This window comes from Bilifractor sp. LCP21S3_A7 (assembly GCF_052118825.1).
In the GTDB taxonomy this organism is placed as follows: Bacteria; Bacillota; Clostridia; order Lachnospirales; family Lachnospiraceae; genus Bilifractor.
This window is the reverse complement of record NZ_JBQKGL010000001.1, coordinates 192,384-216,623: the sequence shown is the minus strand read 5'-3', so window position 1 is coordinate 216,623 and position 24,240 is coordinate 192,384. Positions and strand designations below refer to the sequence as shown.

Here is a 24,240-nt window from a genome sequence, read left to right as displayed (position 1 = left end):
GTATTCAACACCGTATCCAAAATTATGTTTCCCCTGCGGTATAATTCAATCATAAATCGAAACCCTATAAAAATTTTTTGAATCTTTGCAACATATCTACGTTCCCATCTGTATATAGGGCAGAACGGCGAGGAAGTCCTACAGGATACTTTGTACAATTTCTGAAAACAGCACCGGTTTTTGAAAGTAGGCAGCACGAAAAAGCATGGCTGATGCGTGTGGCTGGGAATCTCAGCAAAAACCGGATTGAATACAATGCAATTCGGAAAACGGACGAATTGAATGATGAACTGGTTGCAGAGCATCGGGAAGATTTGTCCTTTGTCTGGGATGCGGTAAAAAGCCTTCCGGTGAAATATCGTGAGGTTGTCCTCTTGTTTTATCACGAGGGATACTCCACGAAGCAGATTGCCGAAATCCTTCACAAAAACGAAGCCACCGTGCGTTCTGACTTGCATCGTGGGCGTGCAAAGCTGAAAAAACTTCTAAAGGCGGAATACGATTTTGAAGAATCGATACGATAAAGTCATGAATAAAATCGAAGTGACCGATGAAATGCGGAATCGCATCCTGCAGAATCTTCAATCTGTTGATTTTGAGCAAAAGCCACAGAATAAGGTCGTTCGCTTTCCTTCTATCAAGAAGTATCGTTCTGTTACCGCTTGCTTTGCAATTCTCCTTGTCGGAGCCCTTACGCTACCGAACATGCTGAATCATGAACCTTCGGGGAATGAAGTGCTGACTCCCGGCGCAGATATTGCAGAGGTTTCCACTCTGGAAGAATTGTCGGATGCAGTGGGGTTTGAAGTTTCCGATATCACTTGCTTACCGTTTGAAGTGCAGGAAAGAACATATACAGCCTATGGGGAGGAGCTGGCGGAAATCGAATATCGTGGAGAGGGGCAGACGGCAGTATTACGAAAGTCCCCAGGTCAGGATGATAACTCCGGCGATTATACCGAATACACTGATACACAAGAAATTACAGTCGGCACATTTGCTGTTACGTTGAAAGGTCGATCCGAAAGATATGTGCTTGCAACTTGGCATGATGGTCAGTATTCGTATTCCCTGAACATAACAAATGGTCTAACCATGGCAGATTGGGAACGCATAGTCAGTGAAATGAACTAATCATTGAAGCAAGGACTGGATTTCCTTTGATTTGCCCGTTCCCTTAATATAAAAAAGAGAACCACGACTTCTCCACTATCGGAGTAAGAGTCGTGGCTCATGCTTTTATCGAACTGGTTTCTTTTCCTGTTCTTGCCACTGCAGAGCGAAGAACTGATGAAGGCAATCGCTGAAAGCTCACAAAGCTATGAGGACATCCTCCGATACATCAAGGGTGATCCGTCGAAAGACGAAGAATGAAACAGGTAAAATCCAGAGACTGCAAAGAAGCCCGTTATATGAGTTTTAGTTGCAAAATATCTGGAAGTTCACATTTTCCCTGCAGATCAATCCACAACTCCTGTACTTCAGGAATGCCAGAAACAATATAAAATTACACAAATTTTACTTGACAAAATAGTGCAATGTGCCAGTATAAATTACGTAGACTTCCATTTATGAAGAGGCTTGATAATGATGAAATTTCTGGGACGTATGTTTTCTTTCGTGCTCTCAGGCATCACCGCATGCATGCTGGGATTTGCACTATTTTTTTCACTCATCACGGGGTTCGGAAGGGGACTTCCGGATATGGCGGTAGAGGGAATCATACAGCGCTTTCCGGAGACCTGGTCTTCTGGGGAGATCCGTGTCTTTCTGATTGCGCTGATTCTTCTGTTTATGGGATTCGTCTTCCTGGCATTTGCCTGGATTGATCGTGCGGGTCATAGGAAAAGGCTGCTGATGTTTCTGATTCTCGGCGGCGTATTTCTGATGATGCAGCTTTTCATCGCTTTCGGACTGCATACCATTCAGAATACGGATGCCTTTGAGGTTCAGGATCAGGCACTTGCTATCGCGCGGGGCGTTCACCAGATCGTCGATTATACAAAATCCACGTATTTTGCCAAATATGGGAATAATGATCTTTATCTGATTTTCTGTGTTCAGGTCTTCAGGGTCTGTATGTTGCTGCATATTCATGCATATCGCACGGTGTTTGCGGTGCTGAATGTGGCTGCCGTCGATCTTGGCATTCTCATGACCTGGCGGACGGTTTTTCTTCTGAGGGGGCCGAAGGCAGCGCTGAAGGTATTTGTGCTGAGCGTTTTCAATCCGCTGAATATTCTTCTGATATGCTGGCCCTATACCTGTACGCTCAGCATGCCGCTGATGATGCTGAGCCTGTGGATGGCTGCGGCGCTTCTGAAGGGGAAGGACAGCGGAGCACTGCATTTTGTGGAGTTTCTGGTGATCGGGCTGACGGCTGTGACTGCATATTATTTTCGTCCGACAGCTGCGTTTCCGGTAATCGCTCTCGTTCTGTGCGGCGTATGCGCAGGCGTGCAGAAGCTTTTAAAAGAATCATCTTCCTTTACACGGGAAAAGAGCCGGAAACTGCGGAATCTTGTCAGAAAGGGTATCCCTGCCGTCTGCGTGATTCTTCTGATGGCAGTGACATCTTCTGCGATCCGCAGCGCTTCCCTGCGTCTGGATCCGGTGACAGACACACAGTTTCCGACCGTATACTGGCTGATGCTTGGCGCTTCGGAGACCGGACGGGTGAATTCGGAAGATATGAATTATAATCGGCGCATGTACACCGAGAAGGAGAACAGGGAAGCGGACATTGCAGCAGTCCGGCAGATTCTGAAGGAACGTGGTCTGGCTGGCAATGTGAAGCACTATCTGGAAAAAACAGGGCTGACATGGTCGGATGGAACCGCGGAGTATCTCAGCCGCAGTACGGGCTCAGAAAACAGTCTGCCGAGGCTGTATCAGCTCCTGAACGGGCCGGGTGCCGGAATCCTTTATCTGTGGTGCCAGGCTTATCGTATGGTGATGCTTTTTATGGCTCTCGCCGGGATTCTGGTCTGGCTTTGTTCCGGGAGAAAATCGGGACGTGCCGGCAATTTTATCTTCCAGGTATGCGTCATCACTCTGCTCGGGGGTTTTGTCTTCTATACATTCTGGGAAGGCAAACCGGTTTACAGCTATCCATTCCTGCCGTATCTGATTCTGGTCAGCCTGCCCGCGTGGGAAAAGGCCTGCCGCATATATGGAGGAAAATATCAGGATACGCTGTCTTTCGTAGGAACCGTACGTCGGCTCGTACTCGTTGTTCTGCTTGTCGTAACCGGGCTCGGGCTGTTTCAGAAGTACGTCATTACAGCGGAATCGGGCGTTTTCGATGTTCCCTCCATTGTAAGTGACAGTATGGCTCTGGCCGACTGGGTCAGCGTTCCGGAAGGCCAGACGCTGACACAGAGCTTCTATCCTTCGGGATCATTTAATACCATTCTGATCCGGGCAAGAACCGCAGGCAGGGGCAATACGAAGGACAAGTACCGGATCCTTGTAGTTTCCGGGGATTCCGGAGAAGAGGCCGATTCCGCCGCTTATCGCCCGGAGGACGTCATTGCGGACAAAACAATACAGGCCGGTAAGATAAAAGATCGAAGCGTCAGACTGAATTTCCCGACTGTTTTTCCGGCAAAAAACGAAGCCTTCCGGATCATTGTCACGAATCTTTCCGTGGAGGGAAAAGGGCAGGACGGACTGCAGTCTACAGTACGTTTCGGAACCAGGCTTTGTTATGTGATGGATGAGTATAAAGGAAACTGCGTTGTCAGGGGCAGGAGGCATGCCGGTGATCTTCTGATTCGTGTAAGCCGGATAGATGAACCGGTCGTGATGAAACGCGGGTAACCGGATAGATGAACCGATTCGGATGGAACGCAGGTAATCGCATAACGAACCGATTGTGATGGAACGCTGGTAATCGCATAATGATCCGGTTTAGATGGAATCAGTCTGGACGAACCGGGGCATGCCGGGAAACAGGGGTGATAATCATATCGTCCAGCATTTCTGCGGCGATTTTCTCCGGATCTGAGTCCGGGCAAATCCAGTCCCCGATTGCCTCTCGAGGAAGGATGACAGGCATTCGGTTGTGAATACGCGCGAGTTCCGGGGTCGGCTCTCTTGTGAGAACGGTGAAGACCGGATACGTCAGGCCGCTCGTCTCTTCCATGTGGTACAGCCCGGCAAGGTAGGTCAGATCGGATGCTTCGGGACGTACTGCGTACTTTTCACCGGTTTGTACCCGTCCGCCGGACGTCCGGATATGCTCCCATTCGAAATACCAGGATGCGGGAATGACGCAGCGATGCCGTCTCCAGTCAGAGGCGAACGAGAACTTCTCCTTCGCAGATTCGATTCTGGCATTTACGACAGGTCCTTTCACACCGGGGATATGATATCCCCATATCATCGGATACACAGCTTTTTCTGCGGAAGCGGAGGGCGCAATTACGGCGGCAATATCGGTCGGACGGATTTCTCCGGATGTTCTGAATTCTCTTCCCAGCCGATCGGTCATTCTGCGCAGAAGCGCCGTGCTGCCCGCTGCCTCCGTGTATTGATTCATTTCTTCAGAAGGTTCGATAAAAAATTGCGTACACATATTCGTTTCAACTTCCCTTATCTTTTCATCAGCTTTAAGCGTCTGCTCGTCTCCTATACAATACCACACAGAGTCAAAACAGATCCCGCAATAATCGAAAATTTGTTCTTTTCCATTGCAGCTGATATAATAATTGAGAATATAACAGAATCGGATTTCGGATTTTGTGATTGAACAAGAATCGTGTTTCGGATTTTGGAATTGTGATAGAAATGGTTTCTGTAATTAGAGATTGTAACAGAAACGGATCCCGGATTTAGAGATTGTAACGGAACGGTTTCTGGATCTTTAAATTGGAAAAAGTATCTGTTTGTTGATTTGGTGAAGAAAATGTCATGGAGAGGTCGGAATTGACTGCCAGTATTGTGGTGGACAACACAGGGAAGGGAAAAAATAAAAGAGAAGACGTATACCGGGATACACCGCTTCCATTTGCGGGCAGCATTTCCGGGCAGTTCCCGCGCAAGGAAAGAGCAGCCAGGTGCAATGCAGAAGCAAAACAGGGTGCAGAAGCAGAAGGAAGCCTTTCAGCAGGCCGGGGTTTTTCGGCGGAAGAAAGTCATTCAGCGGGCCGAGGTTCTTCGGTGGAAGGAAGCCTTTCAGCGCGGCGGGGTTCTTCGGTGGAACAAAGTCATTCAGAGGAACGGAACGGATACTTCTCTGATGTACCCGGACAGATTCTGGAAATGATCCGTCTGTATGAGTTCGGGGACGGTTCGCCCGAACACCGTGCCAGGATGTTCTGCAGGCAGGGAAAATTCATGGAGAAGTATGAGGATGATTTCCACTGGAAGGGTGATTTCAGACGTTATTTCACGACCTATCATGATCTGAATATCCGTCAGCTGCGCGGCTACTTTACCTGGAGAACCGGAATACGAAACGGAGAATACCGCCCGATCTCCACGTCGCTTGCATATATGTACCTGTACGAGCTTCTGTGCGGCATCGGCGCGTCATCGGTTGACGATGTGTTGCAGAAGATGGAGACATTTGAGAAAAACTATGTAGATGCCGGCATCAGTGATCCGGGGATGCGGAAAAACATCCGCCGGTGGATGTTTGAATATGCGGTGCTTCATGGCCTGCCGGCAGAGAGAGTCCGCTCATACGCAAATCCGGAAGCTCTGGATTTTGATCATTCTCTTGTGATCCTGAAAAACCCGGAGAATCATGCGAATGAGGAGATTTTTCATGCAATGAGCCGCTTCACAGGACAAACGATTGAAAAATCCGCAGTTCTGACCCGCAATAGAGGGAAGGGTATTCAACTTCTCGCCGGAATCTGGAGATATCTCTCTGAACATTTTGAGGACAATGGGAGGGATATTTTTACGGTGTGTTTCGGCACACGGAAATGTTATCCGTGGCATCCGCTCTCAAATGCGGTATACTGGGAGGAAAGGGAACTTCCGAACATGGATTTCGAGATGGATGAATGCAGAACATTTCATCTGCGGGACGGGAAGTGTCAGGAGGAGCGGTACGGCGGTCTTGGCTTGCATCTGGACTGGTTCCGTTCCCTGCTTCGCGCCTCGGACAGGATTATACGCAGAGAGCTGAGAACAGGACATTATCTTCGGGAAAGAAAGGACGAGCAATGGGCGGTTCCTTACATTGAAGCTGCGCTTCGGGAGATGGAGGCGGAAGAGCAAAGAGCAGCGATGCCCGTGATTGAAATAGATTATGCGGGTCTGAAGCAGATCCGGGAGGATGCCGCGATCACGCGGGACAGCCTTCTGACCGATGAAGAGATAGAGGAAAGCCGGGAGCCGGAGACCGATGTGGTACAGGAACTGCATAGCCGGGAGCCGGAGAGCACGGGCGGACAGGAGATGGATTCCGCTGTGAAGATGGATCTGTCGTCGGCTGAGGCAGATACAGAGGTAGTTGTGAACAAGATCCGACCATCGTTGTATCTGGCAGACATAGAGCCTGCCGTCAAGAAAATGCGGCCATCGTCGAGTGATGTGGATACAGAGGCCGTCGTGAAGAAGGATCGGCCGTCGTCGGGTGAAGCGGATGGAGATGCGGGAGTAAAAACGAAAACCGGAGCGGACAGCATGTACCGCCGGATTTTGGTCATGCTTCTGGACGGGCAGCCCATAAACGATGTGGTAAGAGAAAGTCATCTGATGCCTGCTGTTGTCGCGGATGCGATCAACGAGGCGTTTTTCGATGAAATCGGCGATAGTGTCGTCGAATGCGACGGGGATGAGATCTGTGTCGTTGAGGATTACAGAGAGGATATAATTCAGGCGTTAGGGGAGATCAGCTTATGAATGATGAGCGCAGAAAAGTACCGAAGAGAATCGCGCAGACGGTTCTGAATTCGCTGAAGGGCGGCGTGGTTCCGAGGATCGGACTGCCCTATATCGCAGTCGGCAGAAAGAACGAGATTGAGGCGCTTTTACATGATGTAGACATTATCTCAGAGGGAGGTGCATCCTTCCGGTTCATCGTCGGAAGGTACGGATCAGGCAAGAGCTTTCTGATTCAGACGATCCGGAATTATGTGATGGACCGCGGCTTTATCGTGGCGGATGCGGATCTTTCGCCGGAGCGCCGTCTTCAGGGAACGCGTGGACAGGGCCTCGCGACGTATCGGGAACTGATTGGAAATCTCTCCACGAAGACAAAGCCGGAGGGAGGCGCTCTTACGCTGGTCCTGGATCGGTGGATCAGCGCGGTGCAGGCGGAGGCCTCAGGGGAGACGGGACGGATGCCGGGCGATCCGCTGCTCACGCAGGCAGTAGACCGGAAAATCGTTGCTGTCACCTCGCAGATCAGCGAGCTGGTGCACGGATTTGAGTTCGCTTCCCTTCTGTCGCGCTATTACCATGCTTACATTGATGGGGATGACGAGACAAAGGGAAAGGTTGTCCGCTGGTTTCGGGGCGAATACGCGCTGAAACGCGAGGCGAAGGAGGAACTCGGCGTAAATATCATCATCACGGACGATGACTGGTACGATTATTTGAAGCTCTTCGCTGTTTTTTTCCGCCTTGCGGGCTACTCGGGGATGATGATCATGATCGATGAGCTGGTGAATCTGTATAAGATTCCGAATGCCATCACCCGGCAGTACAACTATGAGAAGATGCTCACTATGTATAATGACACCCTGCAGGGGAAGGCAAAATACCTTGGCATCATCATGGGAGCGACGCCGCAGGCGGTGGAAGACAGGCGCCGAGGGGTGTACAGCTACGAGGCGCTTCGATCCAGACTTGCGGAGGGGAAATTTTCGAAGCCGGGGGCGAGAGATCTTCTTGCGCCGGTCATCCGGCTTGATCCTCTGACTCCGGAGGAAATGCTGGTCCTGTGTGAAAAATTGTCTGACATGCATGCCGGACTGTATCAGTACGAGAGAAGAGTTACGACGGAAGAGCTTGGCGATTTCATCAAGCTTGAGTATGGACGGATCGGAGCGGATCATAACATCACGCCCAGAGAAGTGATCCGTGATTTTATCGAGCTGCTTGATCTGCTGTATCAGAATCCGTCCCTCGACATGGAGAAGATGCTTGCATCGGACGCATTTACGTACACGAAGTCGGAAGCTGTATCGGATCAGACAGACAGCAGCTACGCGACCTTTACGATCTGAAAGAGAGCAGGGAATGAATGTATTCGCAAGGTATGCACCATTTATACAGGATTATATTTACCGCTCCGGCTGGCAGACGCTTCGGGGTGTTCAGAATGCAGCGGGAGAAGCGATCTTCGGCTCTGACCAGAATGTTCTTCTGACTGCGCCGACTGCCTCGGGTAAAACCGAAGCGGCTTTCTTTCCCGTCCTGTCTCTTCTGGATGAGGAACCATCCCGGAGCGTAGGCGTTCTGTACATCGCTCCGCTGAAGGCATTGATCAACGATCAGTTCGGGCGGCTGAATGAACTGTGTGAAGAAGCCGGGATTGCTGTCACCCGATGGCACGGAGACGCGGCACAGTCGGGGAAGCGAAGGCTTCTGAAGAAACCATCGGGTATTCTGCAGATCACACCCGAATCTCTGGAGTCTCTGATGATCAATAAACATATGGAGATTCCTTCTCTATTCGGCGATCTGCGATTCATCGTGATTGATGAGATTCATTCGCTTCTGCGGGCGGATCGGGGCCTCCAGACCTTCTGTCTGATCGAACGGCTCTGCAGACTGGCTGGGTGCAATCCGAGGAGAATCGGGCTGTCCGCCACTATCGGGAATCCGGAGGAAGCGGGGAAATTCCTGTCTGCCGGCAGCGGAAGAGGCTGCATCATTCCGGAATTCGAGGGCGCGAAAGAGGTCTGGCATCTCTCGATGGAGCATTTTTTTAACACCGCTCCGCAGGCGGATGAGGGGAAAACGATTCCGGAGAAGCTACCGGCTGCCGGAATAACAGCCGGTGCCGGACCGAAGGCTTCGACAATGGAAGAGGCAGCCGGTGCCGGGCCGAAAGCTCCGGCTATGGAAGAGGCAGCCGGTGCCGGGCCGAATGCCACAGCAATGGAAGAGCCAACCGATGCCGCGCCGAAGGCAGCGGATCCCGGAATCGGATACATTTTTGAACACACCCGGGGAAAGAAATGCCTGATTTTCACAAATTCACGTGAGGAATGCGAGGCGGTCTGTCAGCATCTGAGGCAGTACTGCGAGGCGGTGCACGAGCCTGACCGCTTTCTGATTCATCACGGAAACCTGTCGGCATCCTATCGGGAGAGTGCGGAAGAGGAGATGAAGGAGGAGGATTCCCTGATGTCGGTGTGCGCCACGGCAACACTCGAGCTCGGCATCGATATCGGAAAACTGGAGCGCGCCTTTCAGATCGATGCGCCGTTTACGGTGTCCGGTTTCCTCCAGAGAATGGGAAGGACAGGCAGAAGGGGAAATCCTTCAGAGATGTGGTTCGTGATGCGTGAGGATCACCCGGAACCCAGAGCGATGCTGCCGGAGATGATCCCGTGGTATCTGATACAGGGGATTGCCCTGGTTCAGCTGTATCTTGAGGAACGCTTTGTCGAGCCGCCCCGCACCGGCCGGCTCCCGTTCAGCCTGCTGTACCATCAGACCATGAGCACGCTTGCGTCCTGCGGAGAGATGACGCCCGGAGAGCTGGCATCGCGTGTGCTGACGCTTTCGGCCTTTCATCGGATCACGGCTGACGATTACCGTGTGCTTCTGCGGCATCTGCTGGAGATCGACCACATCAACCGGACCGAAAACGGAGGGCTGATTGTGGGAATAACGGGTGAGCGGATTGTCAACAACTACAAATTTTATGCCGTCTTTCAGGAAAACATCGAATACACCGTGCGCTCCGGATCCGAGCAGATCGGGACCATCGTGAAACCGCCGCCTGCAGGGGACAAAATCGCCATCGCCGGCCGCGTCTGGGTGGTGGAGGAAGTGGATCATAAGCGCAGAGAGGTGTACTGTACGCTCGTCAAGGGAAATATCCCCGCCTATTTCGGTGATGTGGCCGGAGATATACACACCCGCATTCTGGAACGGATGTACGGGGTGCTCTGTGAGGAAAAATCATATCCGTATCTCATGCGTCACGCCGTGGGAAGACTTTCCGATGCCAGAGAGACATTTCGGAAATCCGGGATGGCGGAGCATCCGCTGGTCCATCTCGGAGGAAACATGTGGGCGCTTTTTCCCTGGCTCGGAAGCTACGCATTTCTTGCGCTGGAGCGTTTCCTGAAAATCCGGTGCGCAGGGCGGCTGGGGCTGAAAGGGCTGAATGCGTCCAGACCGTATTACATGCAGTTTACCATGAAAACGGACGAGACGGAGTTTTACCGGATCGTATCTGAGGAGGCCGGGAAAGATATCGACCCGCTAGAGCTGGTATATCCGAAGGAGGTTCCGGTTTTTGAAAAATATGACGAATACGTTCCGGAAGAACTGGTCCGAAAGGGATTTGCGTATGGAGTGCTCGATATCGAAGGAATGCGGGATCGTGTGCTCTCCTGGAGCAGGGAGGTGTAGAAAAAATGTTTGGTCTTTTGCTGCTGATATTGATCGTGATCGGACTTTTTAAGCTGACAGGCATTATCTTGCATGCTGTCGGGAAGATCCTTGGCGGAGTTCTGGGCATTTTCGGCTGGCTGGTTCTGGCGGGACTTGCGGCAACAGTATTCGGATTTGGTCTGTTTATGTTCGCGATTATCCTGATTGTCGGGGCGATCGCATTGATTATCAGTGTGATGACATAAAGAAGATGAGAGGTTAATTGGAAAGGCTGGAGGACAAAAATGACAGGATTTGATGTGATTGACGGGGTGTGGAGGAATCATGAGAGGTGAAGGCAGATCAGCGCTGAGCGGTGAGAAGAAGGATATGGGCTTCTTTCTGCACAACAGAGAGTTTTACAAATCTTTTTTTGTCATGATGGCGCTTCTGGTCTTCCAGAATATCATTACCTATTCGGTAAATGTGGCTGACAACATCATGCTTGGCGGTTACAGTCAGACAGCGCTGTCCGCCGCTGCTGCCTGCAATCAGATTCAGTACATTCTGCAGCAGTTTACGGTTATGGGACTCGGCGAGGGAATTGTCATTCTTTCCAGCCAGTACTGGGGAAAAAAGAACACGGAGATGATTCAGAGAATCTCCGGCACGGCGATGCTGTGTGGGATACTCGCGGGAGCGGCCCTTACGGCGGCTGCGTTCGTCGCGCCGGACCGTATGGTCGGTATCTTTGCCGATGATCTGGATATCATCCGGATGGGAGTCTCTTATCTGTCGATCATCCGGTACACGTATCTGATCTTTATTGTGACAAATCTGATCCTGTCAACGCTGCGCAGCGTTCAGGTTGTAAGGATTGCTTTTCTGCTTTCCTGCCTGGAGCTTGTGATCAATGCGGGAATCAATTACAAATAATTTAGCGAGAAAGCCCACGGTTTCAACCGTGGGATGATAGCGTCAAAGCGCAAATTGTTTTGATTGAATATGTGTACAAAATATTGTATTATATACACATGAAGAATGAATATAAACACACCAAAACAACCGTATCCTTGATTCACTATCACTTGGTGTTCTGTCCAAGATACCGTCGAAAGATCTTTAATATTCCAGGCATAGAAGAACGTTTCAAGGCATTAACTTCTGCGGAATGTCAAAAACATCATATCGATATTCTTGCAATGGAATGTCACATTGACCACGTTCATATGTTTGTTAGCGTATATCCCCAGCAGAGCATTCCTGATGTGGTAAAACAGATCAAAGGAGCGACTTCCCATCAACTGAGGGAGGAATTTCCCCAGTTAGCAAAAATGCCGTCCTTATGGACACGTTCTTATTTTGTAAGCACAGCCGGAAATGTAAGTTCTGAAACTATAGAATGGTACATCCACACGCAAAAGACGAGGGATTAGATGCACACCGTAAGATTACTGTTAGCCACAACCAGATACGACGAAACGGTCATAGAAAAGCGTTTTCATGCCATTAGCCATATCCATAACGTAATCGTCAAGCATGCCCAAAAACGTCTGAAAAGACTGTCATATGATGCCGAATATCAATCTCTAAAAGCAGAATATAAGAAGCTCCTGAAAAAGGATACTCTCTCAATAGAGGAAAAGACAAGGCGAAAACTGATCTCCAGGCAAATGGCAGAAATCATTCGGACTCACAGTTTGTCTGAGTATGCTTTTCAGTCATACATCAAAGTCTGCGGAAAACAGTTTCGGAAATGTCTTTCCTCACAGCAGATACAAAAAGAAGCCACCCGTGTCTGGAAGGGCGTCGAAGCAGTCCTCTATGGAAACGGGAAAGAACTTCATTTCAAAAAATACAGAGATTTTCATACGATCTGTGGAAAGACGAATACCAATGGCGCAAAATTTCAAAAAGAGTCTTGTTCCATTCAATGGCTTGGGCTGAATATCAAATGTAAACTTCCAAAAGATCAAGATTATCTTCTGGAAGCCTTGGATTCGGAAATCTCCTATTGCGAAATGGCACGAAAGATGTTTCCAAATGGCTGGCACTATTATGTTGTTGTGTATCTGAAAGGCGATGCCCCGCATAAAATAAAAGCCGTAGGAAGAGATGATGTTGCCGGTATTGATATCGGAACTTCTACCGTAGCCTGTGTATCTTCCCGGTCGGTCACATTACAAGAACTTGCTCCCAAATGCAGGGAATACAATCAGAAGATTGAGCGTTTATTAAGACGCATGGATCGTTCCAAACGGATATTAAATCCGAATAAATATCGGGCAGACGGCACGATCGAGCCGGCCAATCATGAAAAGTGGAAATTTTCCAAAGCCTACCGAAAGAATCAGAATCGGTTGAAATCTTTGTATCGACAAAAAGCAGCTTATGTCAAACAGTCACATGAAGAAACGATCAACAGACTTTTGCACGAATCTGTCTGTTTTATTGTCGAGGATATGTCTTTCACAGGTCTGCAAAGAGAGAAAAAAACGACAGAACGCAGGGATCAGGTATCTGAAATCAGGCAAAAGGATGGTTCTGCAAAGAAGATTCATAAATATAAGCGCAGGAAACGTTTTGGTAAGTCGATAACTGACAGAGCACCGGCAAGTTTTGTCACGATTCTGGAACAAAAGGCAAAACTTTACGGCGGTAATGTATCGAAAGTAAGTACGAAAGAATATAAAGCCAGCCAGTACGACCATGCGAAAGATCAGTACATAAAAACGGACTTGTCTGTGAGAGAAAAAATAATCGCCGGTCATAAGGTACAAAGAGACTTGTATAGTGCTTTTCTTTTGAGAAACAGTAACCAGAAATTAAACAAGCCGGACCAGAAAAAATGCATCTATGAATTTGATCGATTTGTAAAGCTACAAGACCAACTGATCGAAAAAATGAAAGAAAACAATATATCTATGAAACAGTGTTTTGGATTCTAAACAGAAATAAAAAAGGTTCAGACATAAAACTTTCGTCTGGAAAGTAAGTACACAGGTATTGAAATCCTATAGACGATAAATCTTGAAAGACTTAACTATATCCCTCCTATACGACTGTGGTGATGTTAAGAGAATCTAAAGAATCCCACGGCTTCAGCCGTGGGAGTATGTCAATGCCTGATCTATGGAAAATTCGGCTTCCCGGAGATGGGAATTCATGGCGCGGCGATCGGTACGCTGATCGCGAATCTGACGGGGCTTGTGGTGCTTGTGTTCTATTGCCGGTTCAGCCGGAACGTCCCGCTTCGTCTGGATCTCCGGAAGATGATGCTGGTGAACGGAGATATTCTGAAAAATTATCTGAAGGTGGCACTTCCGTGTGTGGTTTCCGCCATTGTGTTTGCCAGTGCGGTGGCGATTCAGACCGTGATCTTCGGTCATCTCTCCAGTGATGCGCTGGCAGCCTCCGGAGTCGCCGGAACCTTTTTTCAGTATGTCAAGATGATACCGGTCGGCGCCTCGTCTGCCGCCGGCGTGCATGTGGGCAAAACCGTTGGAAGCGGGAAACTCAGAAAGCTCAGACAGATGGTGCATTCGCTCCAGGCAATTTTCCTGGTGGTCGGCTGCACATCGTGTGTGATTCTTCTGGCGCTCCGATACCCGGTGCTGTCTCTGTATAAGCTGACCGATACGGCATATTCCTATGCGCTGACGCAGATGACGATACAGGCCTTCATTGCGATCGGCATGTCTTTCCAGATGCCGGAGCAGATGGGAATCATCCGCGCCGGCGGGGATACCCGTTATTCCATGATCAGCGATATTGTATACAGCTGGATTGTCGTGATTCCGATGGGCCTGGTCGGCTGTTTCGTGCTCGGCTGGCCGTTCTGGGCGATGGTGCTCTGGCTGAACATGGATCAGATCCTGAAATGCTTTACCGTGACGCACAAGGTATCAACCTATTCGTGGATCCGGAATCTTGCGGGCGCGGAAACTGCGAAAGACGTAAACGGACTTTGATTCTCTTCCGGCAGCTGGCTTCAGTCGACAGTGTTGCAGGAGAACTTATGCTTCTCCGGGATTTCGCGGTCGGAATATCCGGCTTCGGTCTGGCCGAGAATAATGGAACCGGTGGGAGTGAAGCCTTCCGGCAGGTTCAGCTTCGCGACGATCGCCGGATCCTGGGAGAGTGCGTAGGTGGCGCCGTATATATCGCAGTGACCAACGCCCTCCTCTACAGCGGCAAGGGACATGTTCTCGATAATCATGGCTACGTTGGCACTTGCCACATTGCCCTGATCGCTGGAGGAAACGACGATCAGCATCGGTGCGCCGTAGAGCGGGTGCATGGACGGATTCCCGAAGAATTTTGCGCCCGCCTTGTCGATGGCGTCCAGAAGCTCTTTGTTTGTCACGATGGTGAGGTGGATGCTGTCATATTTCCCCATTCCGATTGGTGATTCATATGCAGCCGTAAGTATAGATGCAAGCTGAGCGTCGGTAATGGGTTTGCCGTTATAGGAGCGGATTGATTTTCTGTTGTTCATTGCCTTCTTCAATTCCATGATGGTAACCTCCTTGTTTTACACAGTTTACACAGAATGTGGCATAGATATGCCTGGGTAAAGCCAGCATGACCGTTTGCTGCGGTATGGTCCGGATACGTATAACTACTGCTATTATAGCATAATGCAGAGATCATTACGATAAGGGGTTCTGCGGATAGTCTGGGGGTTCTCTGGATAGTCTGGGGAAGACGAAGAGATGGCTGACATTGGCGGAGAAACAGCGCATTAACGTGGAGGGTGAGCATATGAAACGAAAAACAGCTTTATCGATTGCGGGAAGTGACTGCAGCGGGGGCGCCGGCATTCAGGCGGATCTGAAGACGATGACGATAAACGGTGTTTATGCCATGAGTGTGATCACGGCGATGACGGCACAGAATACCACGGGTGTGAGAGCGGTTCAGGAGGCAGCTCCTGAATTCCTGAAAGAACAGATCGATGCGGTTTTTGAGGATATTTTTCCGGATGCCGTGAAGATCGGAATGGTTCCGTCGGCCGCGCTGCTGCACGTCATCAGTGACAGGCTCCGGTACTACGGGGCGCGAAATGTGGTTGTAGATCCGGTCATGGCAGCAAGCACCGGGTCTCTTCTGACGAACGAGAATTCGGTAAAGGCAATGACAGAGGAATTGCTTCCTGTTTCTTCCCTTGTCACGCCGAATATTCCGGAGGCGCAGATCCTTTCGGGCATATCCATTGAAAACAGGGAAGATATGGTCCGTGCCGGGAGGAAGATCAACAGCCGCTATCATTGCTCTGTGCTGGTGAAGGGAGGACATATCGCGGGGAACGCGGATGACCTTCTGATTGATCAGGGTGAGATTTACTGGTTCAGCGGAAAACGGATTGAAAATCCGAACAGCCATGGAACCGGCTGCACGCTGTCGAGCGCGATCGCATCAAATCTTGCAAAAGGCAGCACGATGTATGACGCGGTGCAGAAGGCGAAGGACTATCTGACGGGCGCGCTTTCTGCCATGCTTGATCTTGGAAAGGGAAGCGGCCCTCTGGATCACGCATTCTGTCTGAAAAAAACTGCATTTTTTCCATAAAAAGGCAGAAATAATCTTGACATGAGGAGTCTGATTCGATACGTTTGTATTATAAATTACGTGTTGTATCCGGCTATAAATTACATGTTGTATCCGTCCCTGATAGGTTACGGAATTTATCCCGTTCATACCTGGTAGAGGGATGAGTGTGAAGCCGTGTGAAACACGGCGAAAACGTGAATATGCGCGGGCAGTGAGCCACATCCGCTCACACAAGGTGTGAAGCAGTGAGGCAAACGCCGCGACAGACCGACGAAGCCGGTCACATGTAGGATTGCAGGAACGCAAAGCACGGAGCAATCCGTAGCTGATACAGTCTGTGGCGCCCCGCTTGTGGGGCATGGGGGGTTACTATGCAGGATTATGATGAGGCAGTGTTGAAATGCTTTCTTGAAAATCAGGACAGATTATTCCCGGAACCGGTAGCTTCCTCAGAGGAAGAGGCGGAGTACTTCCTGGAGGATGTCTGCGCGGTTGTTGTAGATTCCAGGGATGAGGTTCGCCAGTATTTTGAGGAGGAGGGCATTGATCTAGAGGGAGATCCGCTCGAAGAGGCGGAGGTCTTCAATATCGGTGACGGCAGATTCCTGATTGTAGAAGGATGAGAGCTTAAGAATACCGGAGAGATATGAACTTAAGAATATCTGGGAGATGCGAACTTAAGAGTGCCGGAGAGACACGAACTTAAGAATACCGGAGAGACTCGATCTTCGGAATACCGGAGAGGTGGAACTTAAGTATATCGGGAAATTGTAATAACAGAAGATGATATGCAGCAGACAGTCCTGTCCGACGGTTTATTATGCCGCGATGGGAATGTCTTTTTTGTGCCTTTAAGTATCAGGAGGTAAGCCATGCAGAGGAACAGGAAAGAAAAAAAGTTCGGAAAGAGAAAAAAGGATCACTTGACCCGCGCGCAGCAGCTGCGGCGGCTGAGTCTCTTGTTCCTCCCGGTTGGAATTGGCCTTGGCATCGCGGGAGCATTTGCGGGAATCATGGCGGGCAGGCTGATCTATGTGCTTGCTTTTACAGCCCCGGCAGTTTCCTTTCTGGTGATGGGGATTTTCTTCCGCGAGTTTCCGGTCGGCGAGGATATGCCGGACAGAGACGGAAGCGGAGAAAAAGAGGAAGGAAAGACAGAATGAGAATAACTGCCATAAAAAAGAGGAAGAGAAGACAAAATGAGGATAACTGGGACAAAGAGGAAGGAAAGTCAAAATGAGGATAACTGAGATAAAGAGGAAGGAAAGACGGAATGAAGACAACTGACACAAAGAGAAGACCGGATCTGATATCGGTTCCGGCAATTATCCTCCTGGCATTTATCAGCTGTTTTTTGTGGGGAAGTGCTTTTCCGTGTATAAAAATCGGCTACCGGATGTTTGACATTGCCGCCTCGGATACCGCGGGGCAGATTTTTTTTGCGGGAGTACGGTTTGCCATTGCGGGGCTGATGGTTATCCTGACCGGAAGCCTGCAGCAGAAGAAACCGCTGCGTCCGAAAAAGAAGATGATCGTGCCGGTGATGGGTCTCTCTCTAATGCAGACCATCGGACAGTATTTCTTCTTCTACATTGGTCTCGCCCATTCAACGGGAGTGAGTTCTTCTATTATTGAGGGGGCAAATACCTTCTTTACCATCCTGATTGCCGCGCTGATTTTCCGGACGGAGCATCTCACCTGGAATAAGATACTGGGATGCGTGGCTGGGTTCGCAGGGGTTCTGCTGATTCAGCTTCCGTCGGGAGGCGGAGCGAGGCTTGGGTTCACCTTCGTCGGAGAAGGCTTCATCCTGATTTCAACCATCCTGGCCGCGTTTTCTTCTTCCTATATCAAAAGATGTGCCCGGAGAGAAAATCCGGTTACAATGTCCGGCTATCAGTTCCTTTTTGGAGGCGTTGTACTTGCGGCGGGCGGATTTTTTGCGGGAGGCAGACTGAGGGTTCATCCGGCGGGAATACTGCTGCTTCTGTATATGGCTTTCATATCTGCGGCTGCGTATACCATATGGAGCATGCTCCTTGCGGCCAATCCGGTAAGCCGGATCGCGGTCTTTGGCTTTTTCAATCCGGTCATCGGTGTCCTGCTGTCAGCGGTTCTTCTCGGAGAGTCGAATCAGGCATTCAGCCTCCGCGGTCTGCTGGCCCTTGTGCTGGTCAGCGTTGGAATCGTGGTTGTGAACCATGCGTTTTCCGGCGGAGATCAGTCGCAATGATACGGTTTATCAGATGCCGCCGTACGGCCCCCTGCGCTGGCAATGGGGATATCAGTCGATTCTTATGCTTAAAAAAATAGAGAGTGGAGTTTATACTTTTTTATGAAGACGATCACAGATTGTACACATCTGCTCCGTATGATGAGACACAGATAGTTGATTAACCACTCACTATCTCCCCCTCATTTAAAGAAGCACCGGCAGGATTTTTCTGATGAAACGGAATTCCGCCGGTGCTTCTTTACGTATCGGACGCAATATGGTATTCTTTACTTTGAGTTTTTGTGTCCTTCACATAAACCGGGATGCTTTGCAAGGACGCCACATATGGTGTAAGCTGCGGATTGCTTCGTACCCCGCACTTTCGCAATCCTGCCGGTGTGAGATGAAAAGTGTTTTTTTATTGCGGTAAATATCCGGAACATCACGCGGATATTGCTGGTTTAATATAAGGAGAGTGAAGAATGGAAAAGAATCTGAGACAGCTGCTGGCTGGACTGAAATATGAGGTGATTCAGGGCAGTGAAGACAGAGAAATTATGGGGGTCGCTTATGATTCCCGGAAGGTGGAGGAGAATTTCCTGTTTGTCTGCATCAAGGGCGCAGTATCTGACGGTCATAAGTATGCGCCGGTTGCTGCACAGAAGGGCGCGTGCGCGATTGTGGCGGAGGACGCGGTTGAAGTTCCGTCTTCTGTGACGGTGATCCGGGTCGAGAATTCCCGGTATGCACTGGCCTTGATTTCCGCGGAGTGGTTTGATCATCCGGCGAAAAAGCTGACGACGATCGGTATCACGGGAACGAAGGGGAAGACGACCACCAGTTACATGATTCAGTCGATACTGAACGCGGCCGGCCACAAGTGCGGCCTGATCGGAACGATTGAGAGCATCACCGGAAAGCGTGTGATTCCTTCGGAGAATACGACGCCGGAATCTTATCTGATCAACGAGTATTTCTCGGAGATGGTTGAGTCCGGGTTTGACAGTGTGGTGATGGAAGTGTCGTCTCAGGCGCTGATGCTGGACCGAGTGGCGGGAATCTATTTTGACTTCGGTATTTTTACCAATATCGCGCCGGATCATATCGGCCCGAATGAGCACAAAAGCTTTGAGGACTACATGGAGTGCAAGAAAAAGCTTCTCCGGCAGTGCCGGATCGGTATCGTCAACCGTGATGACCGCCATTATGAGCAGATTGTCGAGGGCAATACCTGCGAGAAGCTGGAGACTTACGGATTTGACAGCAATGCCTCGCTCAGAGCCTCCAATGCCATGATGCTCAGCAAAAGAGGAAGACTGGGAATACGCTATGAGGCGAGCGGAATCGTCAACATTCCGGTGGAAATCGATATTCCCGGCAAGTTTTCCGTGTATAATTCTCTGGCGGCAATCGCCGTCTGCCATCATTTTGGCGTGACACCGGACGCAATCATGGACGCTCTGACCCATGCGAAAGTGAAGGGCAGGGTGGAGATGGTACATGTATCTGACAATTTTACCGTCATGATCGATTATGCGCATAATGCGATGGCGCTGGAAAGTCTGCTCTCGACATTGCGTGAATATCATCCGTCGAGACTGATCTGTCTGTTCGGATGCGGCGGAAACCGCGATCCCGAGAGAAGATTTTCCATGGGAGAGGTTTCCGGCAGAATGGCGGATCTGACGATTATTACGTCGGATAATCCGCGAAATGAGGAGCCGCAGGCGATCATCGACAATATCGTGACCGGTATCCGGAAGACAGATGGCCGGTACGTGACGATCATTGACCGCCGGGAGGCAATTGCGTGGGCGATTCATCACGGAGAACCCGGAGATATCATCGTCCTCGCGGGTAAGGGCCATGAGGACTACCAGATCATCAAGGGGAAAAAATACCCCATGGACGAGCGTGTCATCATCCGGGAGATTCTGGACAGAGATGCGGAAACGCTGAAGGCAGGCGGAGAGATCAGGGACAGAGAGTATACTATTCATCAGGGCTGAGACGTTTGATCAAGGGGAGCAGCAGGTGAGTTTAGAGAAGGAAAGATACGCGGATGTGATCGTGGATGTCACACAGGCGAGCATGGATCGTTCCTACCAGTACCGGATTCCTCCGGAGCTTGAGAATAAAATCCGGATCGGGTGCGTCGTGAGGATTCCCTTCGGAAACGGAAAGCGGTCGGCGGAGGGATATGTGCTCAATATCGGAACTGAACCGAGGATCGCAAGGGATCGGATCAAGCCGATCCTTGAAGTGCCGGAGAACCGTGTTACGATTGAGTCAAAGCTTATTGAGCTGGCGCTCTGGATGAAGACGACGTACGGCTCCAGTCTGAACAATGCCCTGAAGACGGTTCTTCCGGTGCGTGAGAAGGAGAAGCATGCGGTACGGGAAGAGGTTTCGCTGGTGTGGCCGGAGAAGAAGACAAGACTTCTTCTGGAACAGTATACAAGACGCCATTACGCGGCAAAGGTCCGGCTGCTGACGGCGCTGCTGAAGACAAACGAGCTTGAGAAGAGCTATGTGACAGGAACGCTGAAGATCACTCCGGAGAGTCTGAGAAGCCTGGAACGTGAGGGCGTGATTTCCGTGAGAAGCGCAGATCTTACGAGAACGCCGGATGATCTGCAGGAGCCGGAGGAGAAGGAAAAACCCTGTATTCTGACGGCGGAGCAGAGCCGGGTGTGCAATGGTATTCTCAGAGAGTGGGAGGGTGCGAACCGCCCGTGTCTGATCCGGGGAGTGACCGGGAGCGGAAAGACCCTTGTCTATATGGATCTGATGGAGAAAGTGCTGAAAGAGGGAAGACAGGTGATTCTGCTTATTCCGGAGATCGCGCTTTCCTGGCAGAATGTGAAGAGGTTTCGCAGCCGTTTCGGGAATGCCGTTACGATTCTGAATTCGAAGATGTCAAAAGGGGAACGGTATGACCAGTTCGAACGGTTGAAGAAGGGGGAGGCGCAGATCGTGATCGGTCCGAGGTCTGCCCTTTTTACTCCATTCCCGAAGCTTGGCCTGATCATCATCGATGAAGAGCAGGAGTCTTCTTACCGCAGCGAGAATGCGCCAAGGTATGACGCGAGGGAGACGGCGCTGGAGAGAGCGAGGATCGAGAACGCCCATGTGGTATTCGGATCCGCGACCCCTTCGGTCGATTCTGTCTTCCGGTGCAGAGAGGGCCGTTACGCCGGGTTTCTTCTGGAAAGCCGTTACGGAAATGCTGATCTGCCGGCGGTCCATGTAGAAGATATGCGAGAGGAACTCAGGCACGGGAACCGTTCCATATTGAGTGAGGCTCTTCGCGAGGCGGTCAAAGAGCGTCTCGAGAGAAAGGAGCAGACGATTCTGTTCCTGAACCGGAGAGGATATTCCGGTTTTATTTCCTGCAGATCCTGCGGGGAGGTGATCAAATGTCCGCACTGTGATGTCTCCCTGACATTTCACACAAACGGTAAGCTGGTGTGCCATTATTGCGGCTATGAAATCAGCCAGGTGAGCCGGTGCCCTTCCTGTGGATCTCCGTATATCGGGGGCTTTCGGGCAGGAACAGAGAAGGTCGAGGCGGAGCTTCATCGTTTTTTCCCGGAGGCGGGTATCATTCGTATGGATGCGGATACCACCAGAAAAAAGGACGGCTATGCCAGAATACTGCGTTCCTTTGCCTCAGGCGAGGCGGATATTCTGGTCGGAACCCAGATGATTGTGAAAGGCCATGATTTTCCAAGGGTAACTCTGGTGGGTGTTCTCGCAGCCGATCTCTCGCTGTTTGTCAGTGATTACAGAGCGGCGGAGCGGACGTACCAGCTTCTGGTACAGGCGGTGGGCCGCGCCGGAAGAGGCGATCTTCCGGGAGAGGCTTATATCCAGACCTACCATCCGGATCACTACAGCATCCGGGCAGCGGCGAAGCAGGACTACGATGCGTTCTATGACGAAGAAATGCTCGCGAGGGAGATGATGCATTATCCGCCGGCATGCAATCTTCTGGCGATTCACGGGTCCTGTGCGGACGAGCAGAGACTCGTTGTCGCGATGGGGCACCTTAAGAGGTATCTGATTCGCAATCAGAGCAGGGATACGGTGATTATCGGACCTGCTCCCGAGAATATCCGGAAGATACAGGACATTTACCGGCAGGTGCTTTACGTAAAGGAACCGGATGAGGAGCGGATTATCCGGCTCAGAAGACTGGCGGAGAAGTTCATTGAAATCAATTCCGGCTTTAACCGGATGATGTTTCAGTATGATCTGAATGCGTAGGCGCAGGGCATCTGACCACGTTTTCCGGTAATCATGCGTTGACTGCGCACCGTCGGGAGGCAGGAGCCGGGCTGGCTTTTATGTATGAACTGGCTGCCGGCGGGAGGCAGGAGTACAGCAGATTTATATATATGAAGGAGAAATAGATTATGGGTATCAGAAAGATCAGAGAAGAGGGAGATCCGATTCTCACAAAGAAATGCAGACCGGTTGAGAAGATGAATCTCAGGACAAAGATTCTGATTCAGGATATGTTTGAGACGATGTATCACGCGTACGGCGTCGGCCTTGCCGGCCCGCAGGTCGGGGTGCTGCGACGGCTGTGTGTCATCGACGTGGACGGTGAGCATCCCTACGTGTTCATTAACCCTGAGATCATTGAGCAGTCCGGTGAGCAGACCGGTGAGGAGGGCTGCCTGAGCATTCCCGGGATGTGCGCGCTCGTTACGAGACCCGAACATGTAAAGGTAAGGGCGCTCGACATCAATATGGAGCCGTTTGAGCTGGAGGCTGACGGCCTCCTCGCCCGCGCCTGCTGTCACGAGTTTGATCATCTTGACGGCATTATGTATCCGTCACGCGCACTCGAGCCGATTCACCCGGTGGATCAGGGAGAGGATGAAGAGGATGAAGAGGAAGCACCGGAGGATGAGCTTTAAACAGGCTGCCGGCGGATTGAGAAATTGCAATCTGCGCTGTGTATGACGCAGACAGAAAGTGATGAGGTGATTTATGAGAGTTGTATTTATGGGCACGCCGGATTTTGCGGTCGGTACACTGAATGCGATCGCGGATGCGGGCTACGAGATCGCGGGTGTTGTCACCCAGACGGACAAGCCGGTGGGAAGGAAGCAGGAGCTGAAGCCTACCGCCGTCAAGGCAGCTGCTCTGAAGCGTGGATTGGCGGTGTTCCAGCCGCGCAGGCTGCGGAACAATCCGGAGTTTCTGGAGACGCTGAGGCAGCTTGCGCCGGATGTCATCGTGGTGGCAGCATACGGAAAGATTATTCCAAAGGAGATCCTGGAACTGCCGAAATACGGATGTCTGAATGTACACGCGTCTCTGCTTCCCAAATACCGTGGAGCGGCGCCGATTCAGTGGGCGGTCATCGACGGCGAAGAAAAGTCCGGAGTAACGATTATGCAGATGAACGAGGGACTGGATACCGGTGACATGCTGGCGTCGGTCGAGGTGGCGATCTCGAAAGAGGAGACAGGAGGCTCGTTGTTTGACAAACTCGCGAAGGCAGGCGCGGAGCTTCTGGTGGAAACGCTTGCGAAGCTGGAGAAGGGTGACCTTCATCCGTTGAAACAGCCGGCGGAAAGCCCGACCGCATACGCGCGTATGATCAGTAAGGCGGACGGAAGGATTGACTGGTCGCTTCCGGCCAGGAAGCTGGAATGCTTCATCAGAGGAATGAATCCCTGGCCAGCCGCGTACACCTCCCTGCAGGGAAAAGGGCTGAAAATCTGGAAGACCCGGGTTGAAACAGGAGAATCCGGGGAAAAGCCCGGCACAGTACTTGCCGCGGATGAGAGCGGCCTGCTCGTTCAGACCGGTGAAAATGCACTGCGGATCACGGAACTTCAGCTGGAAGGAAAGAAGCGCATGAAGGCTTCGGATTTTCTGCGCGGACACAGTGTGAAGACGGGAACCGTTCTCGGGGAATAACCGGGTGTTATAAACAC

Annotated in this window: 22 protein-coding genes; 20 read left to right on the top strand and 2 right to left on the bottom strand. The window is 50.8% G+C overall.

The genetic code is table 11. The features are described from left to right. Positions 1 to 218 precede the first annotated feature (218 nt). The 4 genes from ACTQ1O_RS00950 to ACTQ1O_RS00935 all read left to right on the top strand — a co-directional run bounded on the left by ACTQ1O_RS00950 (position 219) and on the right by ACTQ1O_RS00935 (position 3,822). Entirely contained in the window at positions 219 to 524 is a 306-nt protein-coding gene (locus tag ACTQ1O_RS00950) for an RNA polymerase sigma factor (protein WP_441485724.1), read from the top strand. Beyond that, positions 505 to 1,134: a hypothetical protein gene (locus ACTQ1O_RS00945; protein ID WP_441485723.1), complete on the top strand. Its 630-nt coding sequence runs from the start codon at positions 505 to 507 to the stop codon at positions 1,132 to 1,134. The genes ACTQ1O_RS00950 and ACTQ1O_RS00945 overlap by 20 nt, the downstream gene beginning before the upstream one ends. A 99-nt stretch (positions 1,135 to 1,233) precedes the next feature. Beyond that, positions 1,234 to 1,374 carry a hypothetical protein gene (locus ACTQ1O_RS00940; protein ID WP_441485722.1) on the top strand — a complete coding sequence of 47 codons (141 nt, stop codon included), beginning with the start codon at positions 1,234 to 1,236 and terminating at the stop codon, positions 1,372 to 1,374. 213 nt (positions 1,375 to 1,587) lie between these two features. After that, entirely contained in the window at positions 1,588 to 3,822 is a 2,235-nt protein-coding gene (locus ACTQ1O_RS00935; protein ID WP_441485721.1) for a hypothetical protein, read from the top strand. Between the two features lie 100 nt (positions 3,823 to 3,922). On the opposite strand, the gene ACTQ1O_RS00930 is transcribed toward ACTQ1O_RS00935, so the two are convergent. Next, positions 3,923 to 4,579: an SOS response-associated peptidase gene (locus ACTQ1O_RS00930; RefSeq protein WP_441485720.1), complete on the bottom strand. Its 657-nt coding sequence runs from the start codon at positions 4,577 to 4,579 to the stop codon at positions 3,923 to 3,925. Positions 4,580 to 4,929: 350 nt separating this feature from the next. Here ACTQ1O_RS00930 and ACTQ1O_RS00925 point away from each other — a divergent pair, with 350 nt between their 5' ends. The 8 genes from ACTQ1O_RS00925 to ACTQ1O_RS00890 all read left to right on the top strand — a co-directional run bounded on the left by ACTQ1O_RS00925 (position 4,930) and on the right by ACTQ1O_RS00890 (position 14,486). Continuing rightward, entirely contained in the window at positions 4,930 to 6,861 is a 1,932-nt protein-coding gene (locus tag ACTQ1O_RS00925) for a TerB N-terminal domain-containing protein (protein ID WP_441485719.1), read from the top strand. Then, positions 6,858 to 8,189 carry an ATP-binding protein gene (locus tag ACTQ1O_RS00920; protein ID WP_441485718.1) on the top strand — a complete coding sequence of 444 codons (1,332 nt, stop codon included), beginning with the start codon at positions 6,858 to 6,860 and terminating at the stop codon, positions 8,187 to 8,189. Before ACTQ1O_RS00925 ends, ACTQ1O_RS00920 begins: the two co-directional genes overlap by 4 nt. Before the next feature lie 13 nt (positions 8,190 to 8,202). Beyond that, positions 8,203 to 10,554, top strand: coding sequence for a DEAD/DEAH box helicase (locus ACTQ1O_RS00915; protein WP_441485717.1), 2,352 nt, complete (start codon positions 8,203 to 8,205; stop codon positions 10,552 to 10,554). A 5-nt stretch (positions 10,555 to 10,559) separates the two neighbouring features. Further along, the gene (locus tag ACTQ1O_RS00910) at positions 10,560 to 10,781 is read left to right on the top strand and encodes a hypothetical protein (RefSeq protein WP_441100967.1); all 222 of its coding nucleotides are present in this window, start codon (positions 10,560 to 10,562) and stop codon (positions 10,779 to 10,781) included. Between the two features lie 79 nt (positions 10,782 to 10,860). Continuing rightward, entirely contained in the window at positions 10,861 to 11,451 is a 591-nt protein-coding gene (locus tag ACTQ1O_RS00905) for an MATE family efflux transporter (protein WP_441485716.1), read from the top strand. Between the two features lie 98 nt (positions 11,452 to 11,549). After that, positions 11,550 to 11,951, top strand: coding sequence for an IS200/IS605 family transposase (gene tnpA / locus ACTQ1O_RS00900; RefSeq protein WP_441485852.1), 402 nt, complete (start codon positions 11,550 to 11,552; stop codon positions 11,949 to 11,951). Continuing rightward, positions 11,952 to 13,463 carry a hypothetical protein gene (locus ACTQ1O_RS00895; RefSeq protein WP_441485715.1) on the top strand — a complete coding sequence of 504 codons (1,512 nt, stop codon included), beginning with the start codon at positions 11,952 to 11,954 and terminating at the stop codon, positions 13,461 to 13,463. 159 nt (positions 13,464 to 13,622) lie between these two features. Next, positions 13,623 to 14,486, top strand: coding sequence for an MATE family efflux transporter (locus ACTQ1O_RS00890; protein ID WP_441485714.1), 864 nt, complete (start codon positions 13,623 to 13,625; stop codon positions 14,484 to 14,486). A gap of 20 nt (positions 14,487 to 14,506) precedes the next feature. On the opposite strand, the gene ACTQ1O_RS00885 is transcribed toward ACTQ1O_RS00890, so the two are convergent. Continuing rightward, positions 14,507 to 15,031, bottom strand: coding sequence for a nitroreductase family protein (locus tag ACTQ1O_RS00885; protein WP_441474716.1), 525 nt, complete (start codon positions 15,029 to 15,031; stop codon positions 14,507 to 14,509). Between the two features lie 248 nt (positions 15,032 to 15,279). On the opposite strand from ACTQ1O_RS00885, the gene thiD reads away from it, so the two are divergent. The 8 genes from thiD (at position 15,280) to fmt (ending at position 24,223) form a co-directional block, all read left to right on the top strand. Beyond that, positions 15,280 to 16,086, top strand: coding sequence for a bifunctional hydroxymethylpyrimidine kinase/phosphomethylpyrimidine kinase (thiD, locus tag ACTQ1O_RS00880; protein ID WP_441485713.1), 807 nt, complete (start codon positions 15,280 to 15,282; stop codon positions 16,084 to 16,086). Positions 16,087 to 16,439: 353 nt separating this feature from the next. Further along, a complete protein-coding gene (locus ACTQ1O_RS00875) occupies positions 16,440 to 16,691 on the top strand; it encodes a glyoxalase (RefSeq protein WP_441100963.1) in 252 nt (83 codons plus the stop codon). A 249-nt stretch (positions 16,692 to 16,940) separates the two neighbouring features. Then, positions 16,941 to 17,231: a hypothetical protein gene (locus ACTQ1O_RS00870; RefSeq protein ID WP_441485712.1), complete on the top strand. Its 291-nt coding sequence runs from the start codon at positions 16,941 to 16,943 to the stop codon at positions 17,229 to 17,231. Between the two features lie 110 nt (positions 17,232 to 17,341). Further along, a complete protein-coding gene (locus tag ACTQ1O_RS00865; RefSeq protein ID WP_441485711.1) occupies positions 17,342 to 18,301 on the top strand; it encodes a DMT family transporter in 960 nt (319 codons plus the stop codon). Positions 18,302 to 18,765: 464 nt separating this feature from the next. After that, on the top strand, positions 18,766 to 20,292 hold the full coding sequence (locus tag ACTQ1O_RS00860) for a UDP-N-acetylmuramoyl-L-alanyl-D-glutamate--2,6-diaminopimelate ligase (RefSeq protein ID WP_441485710.1): 1,527 nt from the start codon (positions 18,766 to 18,768) through the stop codon (positions 20,290 to 20,292). Between the two features lie 25 nt (positions 20,293 to 20,317). Beyond that, positions 20,318 to 22,552, top strand: a complete 2,235-nt coding sequence (priA, locus tag ACTQ1O_RS00855; protein ID WP_441485709.1) for a replication restart helicase PriA — start codon at positions 20,318 to 20,320, stop codon at positions 22,550 to 22,552. Between the two features lie 149 nt (positions 22,553 to 22,701). Next, the gene (gene def, locus ACTQ1O_RS00850; RefSeq protein WP_441100956.1) at positions 22,702 to 23,211 is read left to right on the top strand and encodes a peptide deformylase; all 510 of its coding nucleotides are present in this window, start codon (positions 22,702 to 22,704) and stop codon (positions 23,209 to 23,211) included. Positions 23,212 to 23,284: 73 nt separating this feature from the next. Then, positions 23,285 to 24,223, top strand: coding sequence for a methionyl-tRNA formyltransferase (fmt, locus tag ACTQ1O_RS00845; protein WP_441485708.1), 939 nt, complete (start codon positions 23,285 to 23,287; stop codon positions 24,221 to 24,223). Positions 24,224 to 24,240 lie beyond the last annotated feature (17 nt).

Coding starts and splice junctions, on each gene's coding strand:
- ACTQ1O_RS00870 (WP_441485712.1), top strand. CDS start 16,941: ATGCAGAGGAACAGGAAAGAAAAAAAGTTCGGAAAGAGAAAAAAGGAT.
- tnpA (WP_441485852.1), top strand. CDS start 11,550: ATGAAGAATGAATATAAACACACCAAAACAACCGTATCCTTGATTCAC.
- ACTQ1O_RS00885 (WP_441474716.1), bottom strand. CDS start 15,031: ATGGAATTGAAGAAGGCAATGAACAACAGAAAATCAATCCGCTCCTAT.
- fmt (WP_441485708.1), top strand. CDS start 23,285: ATGAGAGTTGTATTTATGGGCACGCCGGATTTTGCGGTCGGTACACTG.
- ACTQ1O_RS00935 (WP_441485721.1), top strand. CDS start 1,588: ATGATGAAATTTCTGGGACGTATGTTTTCTTTCGTGCTCTCAGGCATC.
- ACTQ1O_RS00930 (WP_441485720.1), bottom strand. CDS start 4,579: ATGTGTACGCAATTTTTTATCGAACCTTCTGAAGAAATGAATCAATAC.
- ACTQ1O_RS00875 (WP_441100963.1), top strand. CDS start 16,440: ATGCAGGATTATGATGAGGCAGTGTTGAAATGCTTTCTTGAAAATCAG.
- ACTQ1O_RS00920 (WP_441485718.1), top strand. CDS start 6,858: ATGAATGATGAGCGCAGAAAAGTACCGAAGAGAATCGCGCAGACGGTT.
- def (WP_441100956.1), top strand. CDS start 22,702: ATGGGTATCAGAAAGATCAGAGAAGAGGGAGATCCGATTCTCACAAAG.
- ACTQ1O_RS00860 (WP_441485710.1), top strand. CDS start 18,766: ATGGAAAAGAATCTGAGACAGCTGCTGGCTGGACTGAAATATGAGGTG.
- ACTQ1O_RS00915 (WP_441485717.1), top strand. CDS start 8,203: ATGAATGTATTCGCAAGGTATGCACCATTTATACAGGATTATATTTAC.
- ACTQ1O_RS00905 (WP_441485716.1), top strand. CDS start 10,861: ATGAGAGGTGAAGGCAGATCAGCGCTGAGCGGTGAGAAGAAGGATATG.
- thiD (WP_441485713.1), top strand. CDS start 15,280: ATGAAACGAAAAACAGCTTTATCGATTGCGGGAAGTGACTGCAGCGGG.
- ACTQ1O_RS00940 (WP_441485722.1), top strand. CDS start 1,234: ATGCTTTTATCGAACTGGTTTCTTTTCCTGTTCTTGCCACTGCAGAGC.
- ACTQ1O_RS00910 (WP_441100967.1), top strand. CDS start 10,560: ATGTTTGGTCTTTTGCTGCTGATATTGATCGTGATCGGACTTTTTAAG.
- ACTQ1O_RS00865 (WP_441485711.1), top strand. CDS start 17,342: ATGAAGACAACTGACACAAAGAGAAGACCGGATCTGATATCGGTTCCG.
- ACTQ1O_RS00895 (WP_441485715.1), top strand. CDS start 11,952: ATGCACACCGTAAGATTACTGTTAGCCACAACCAGATACGACGAAACG.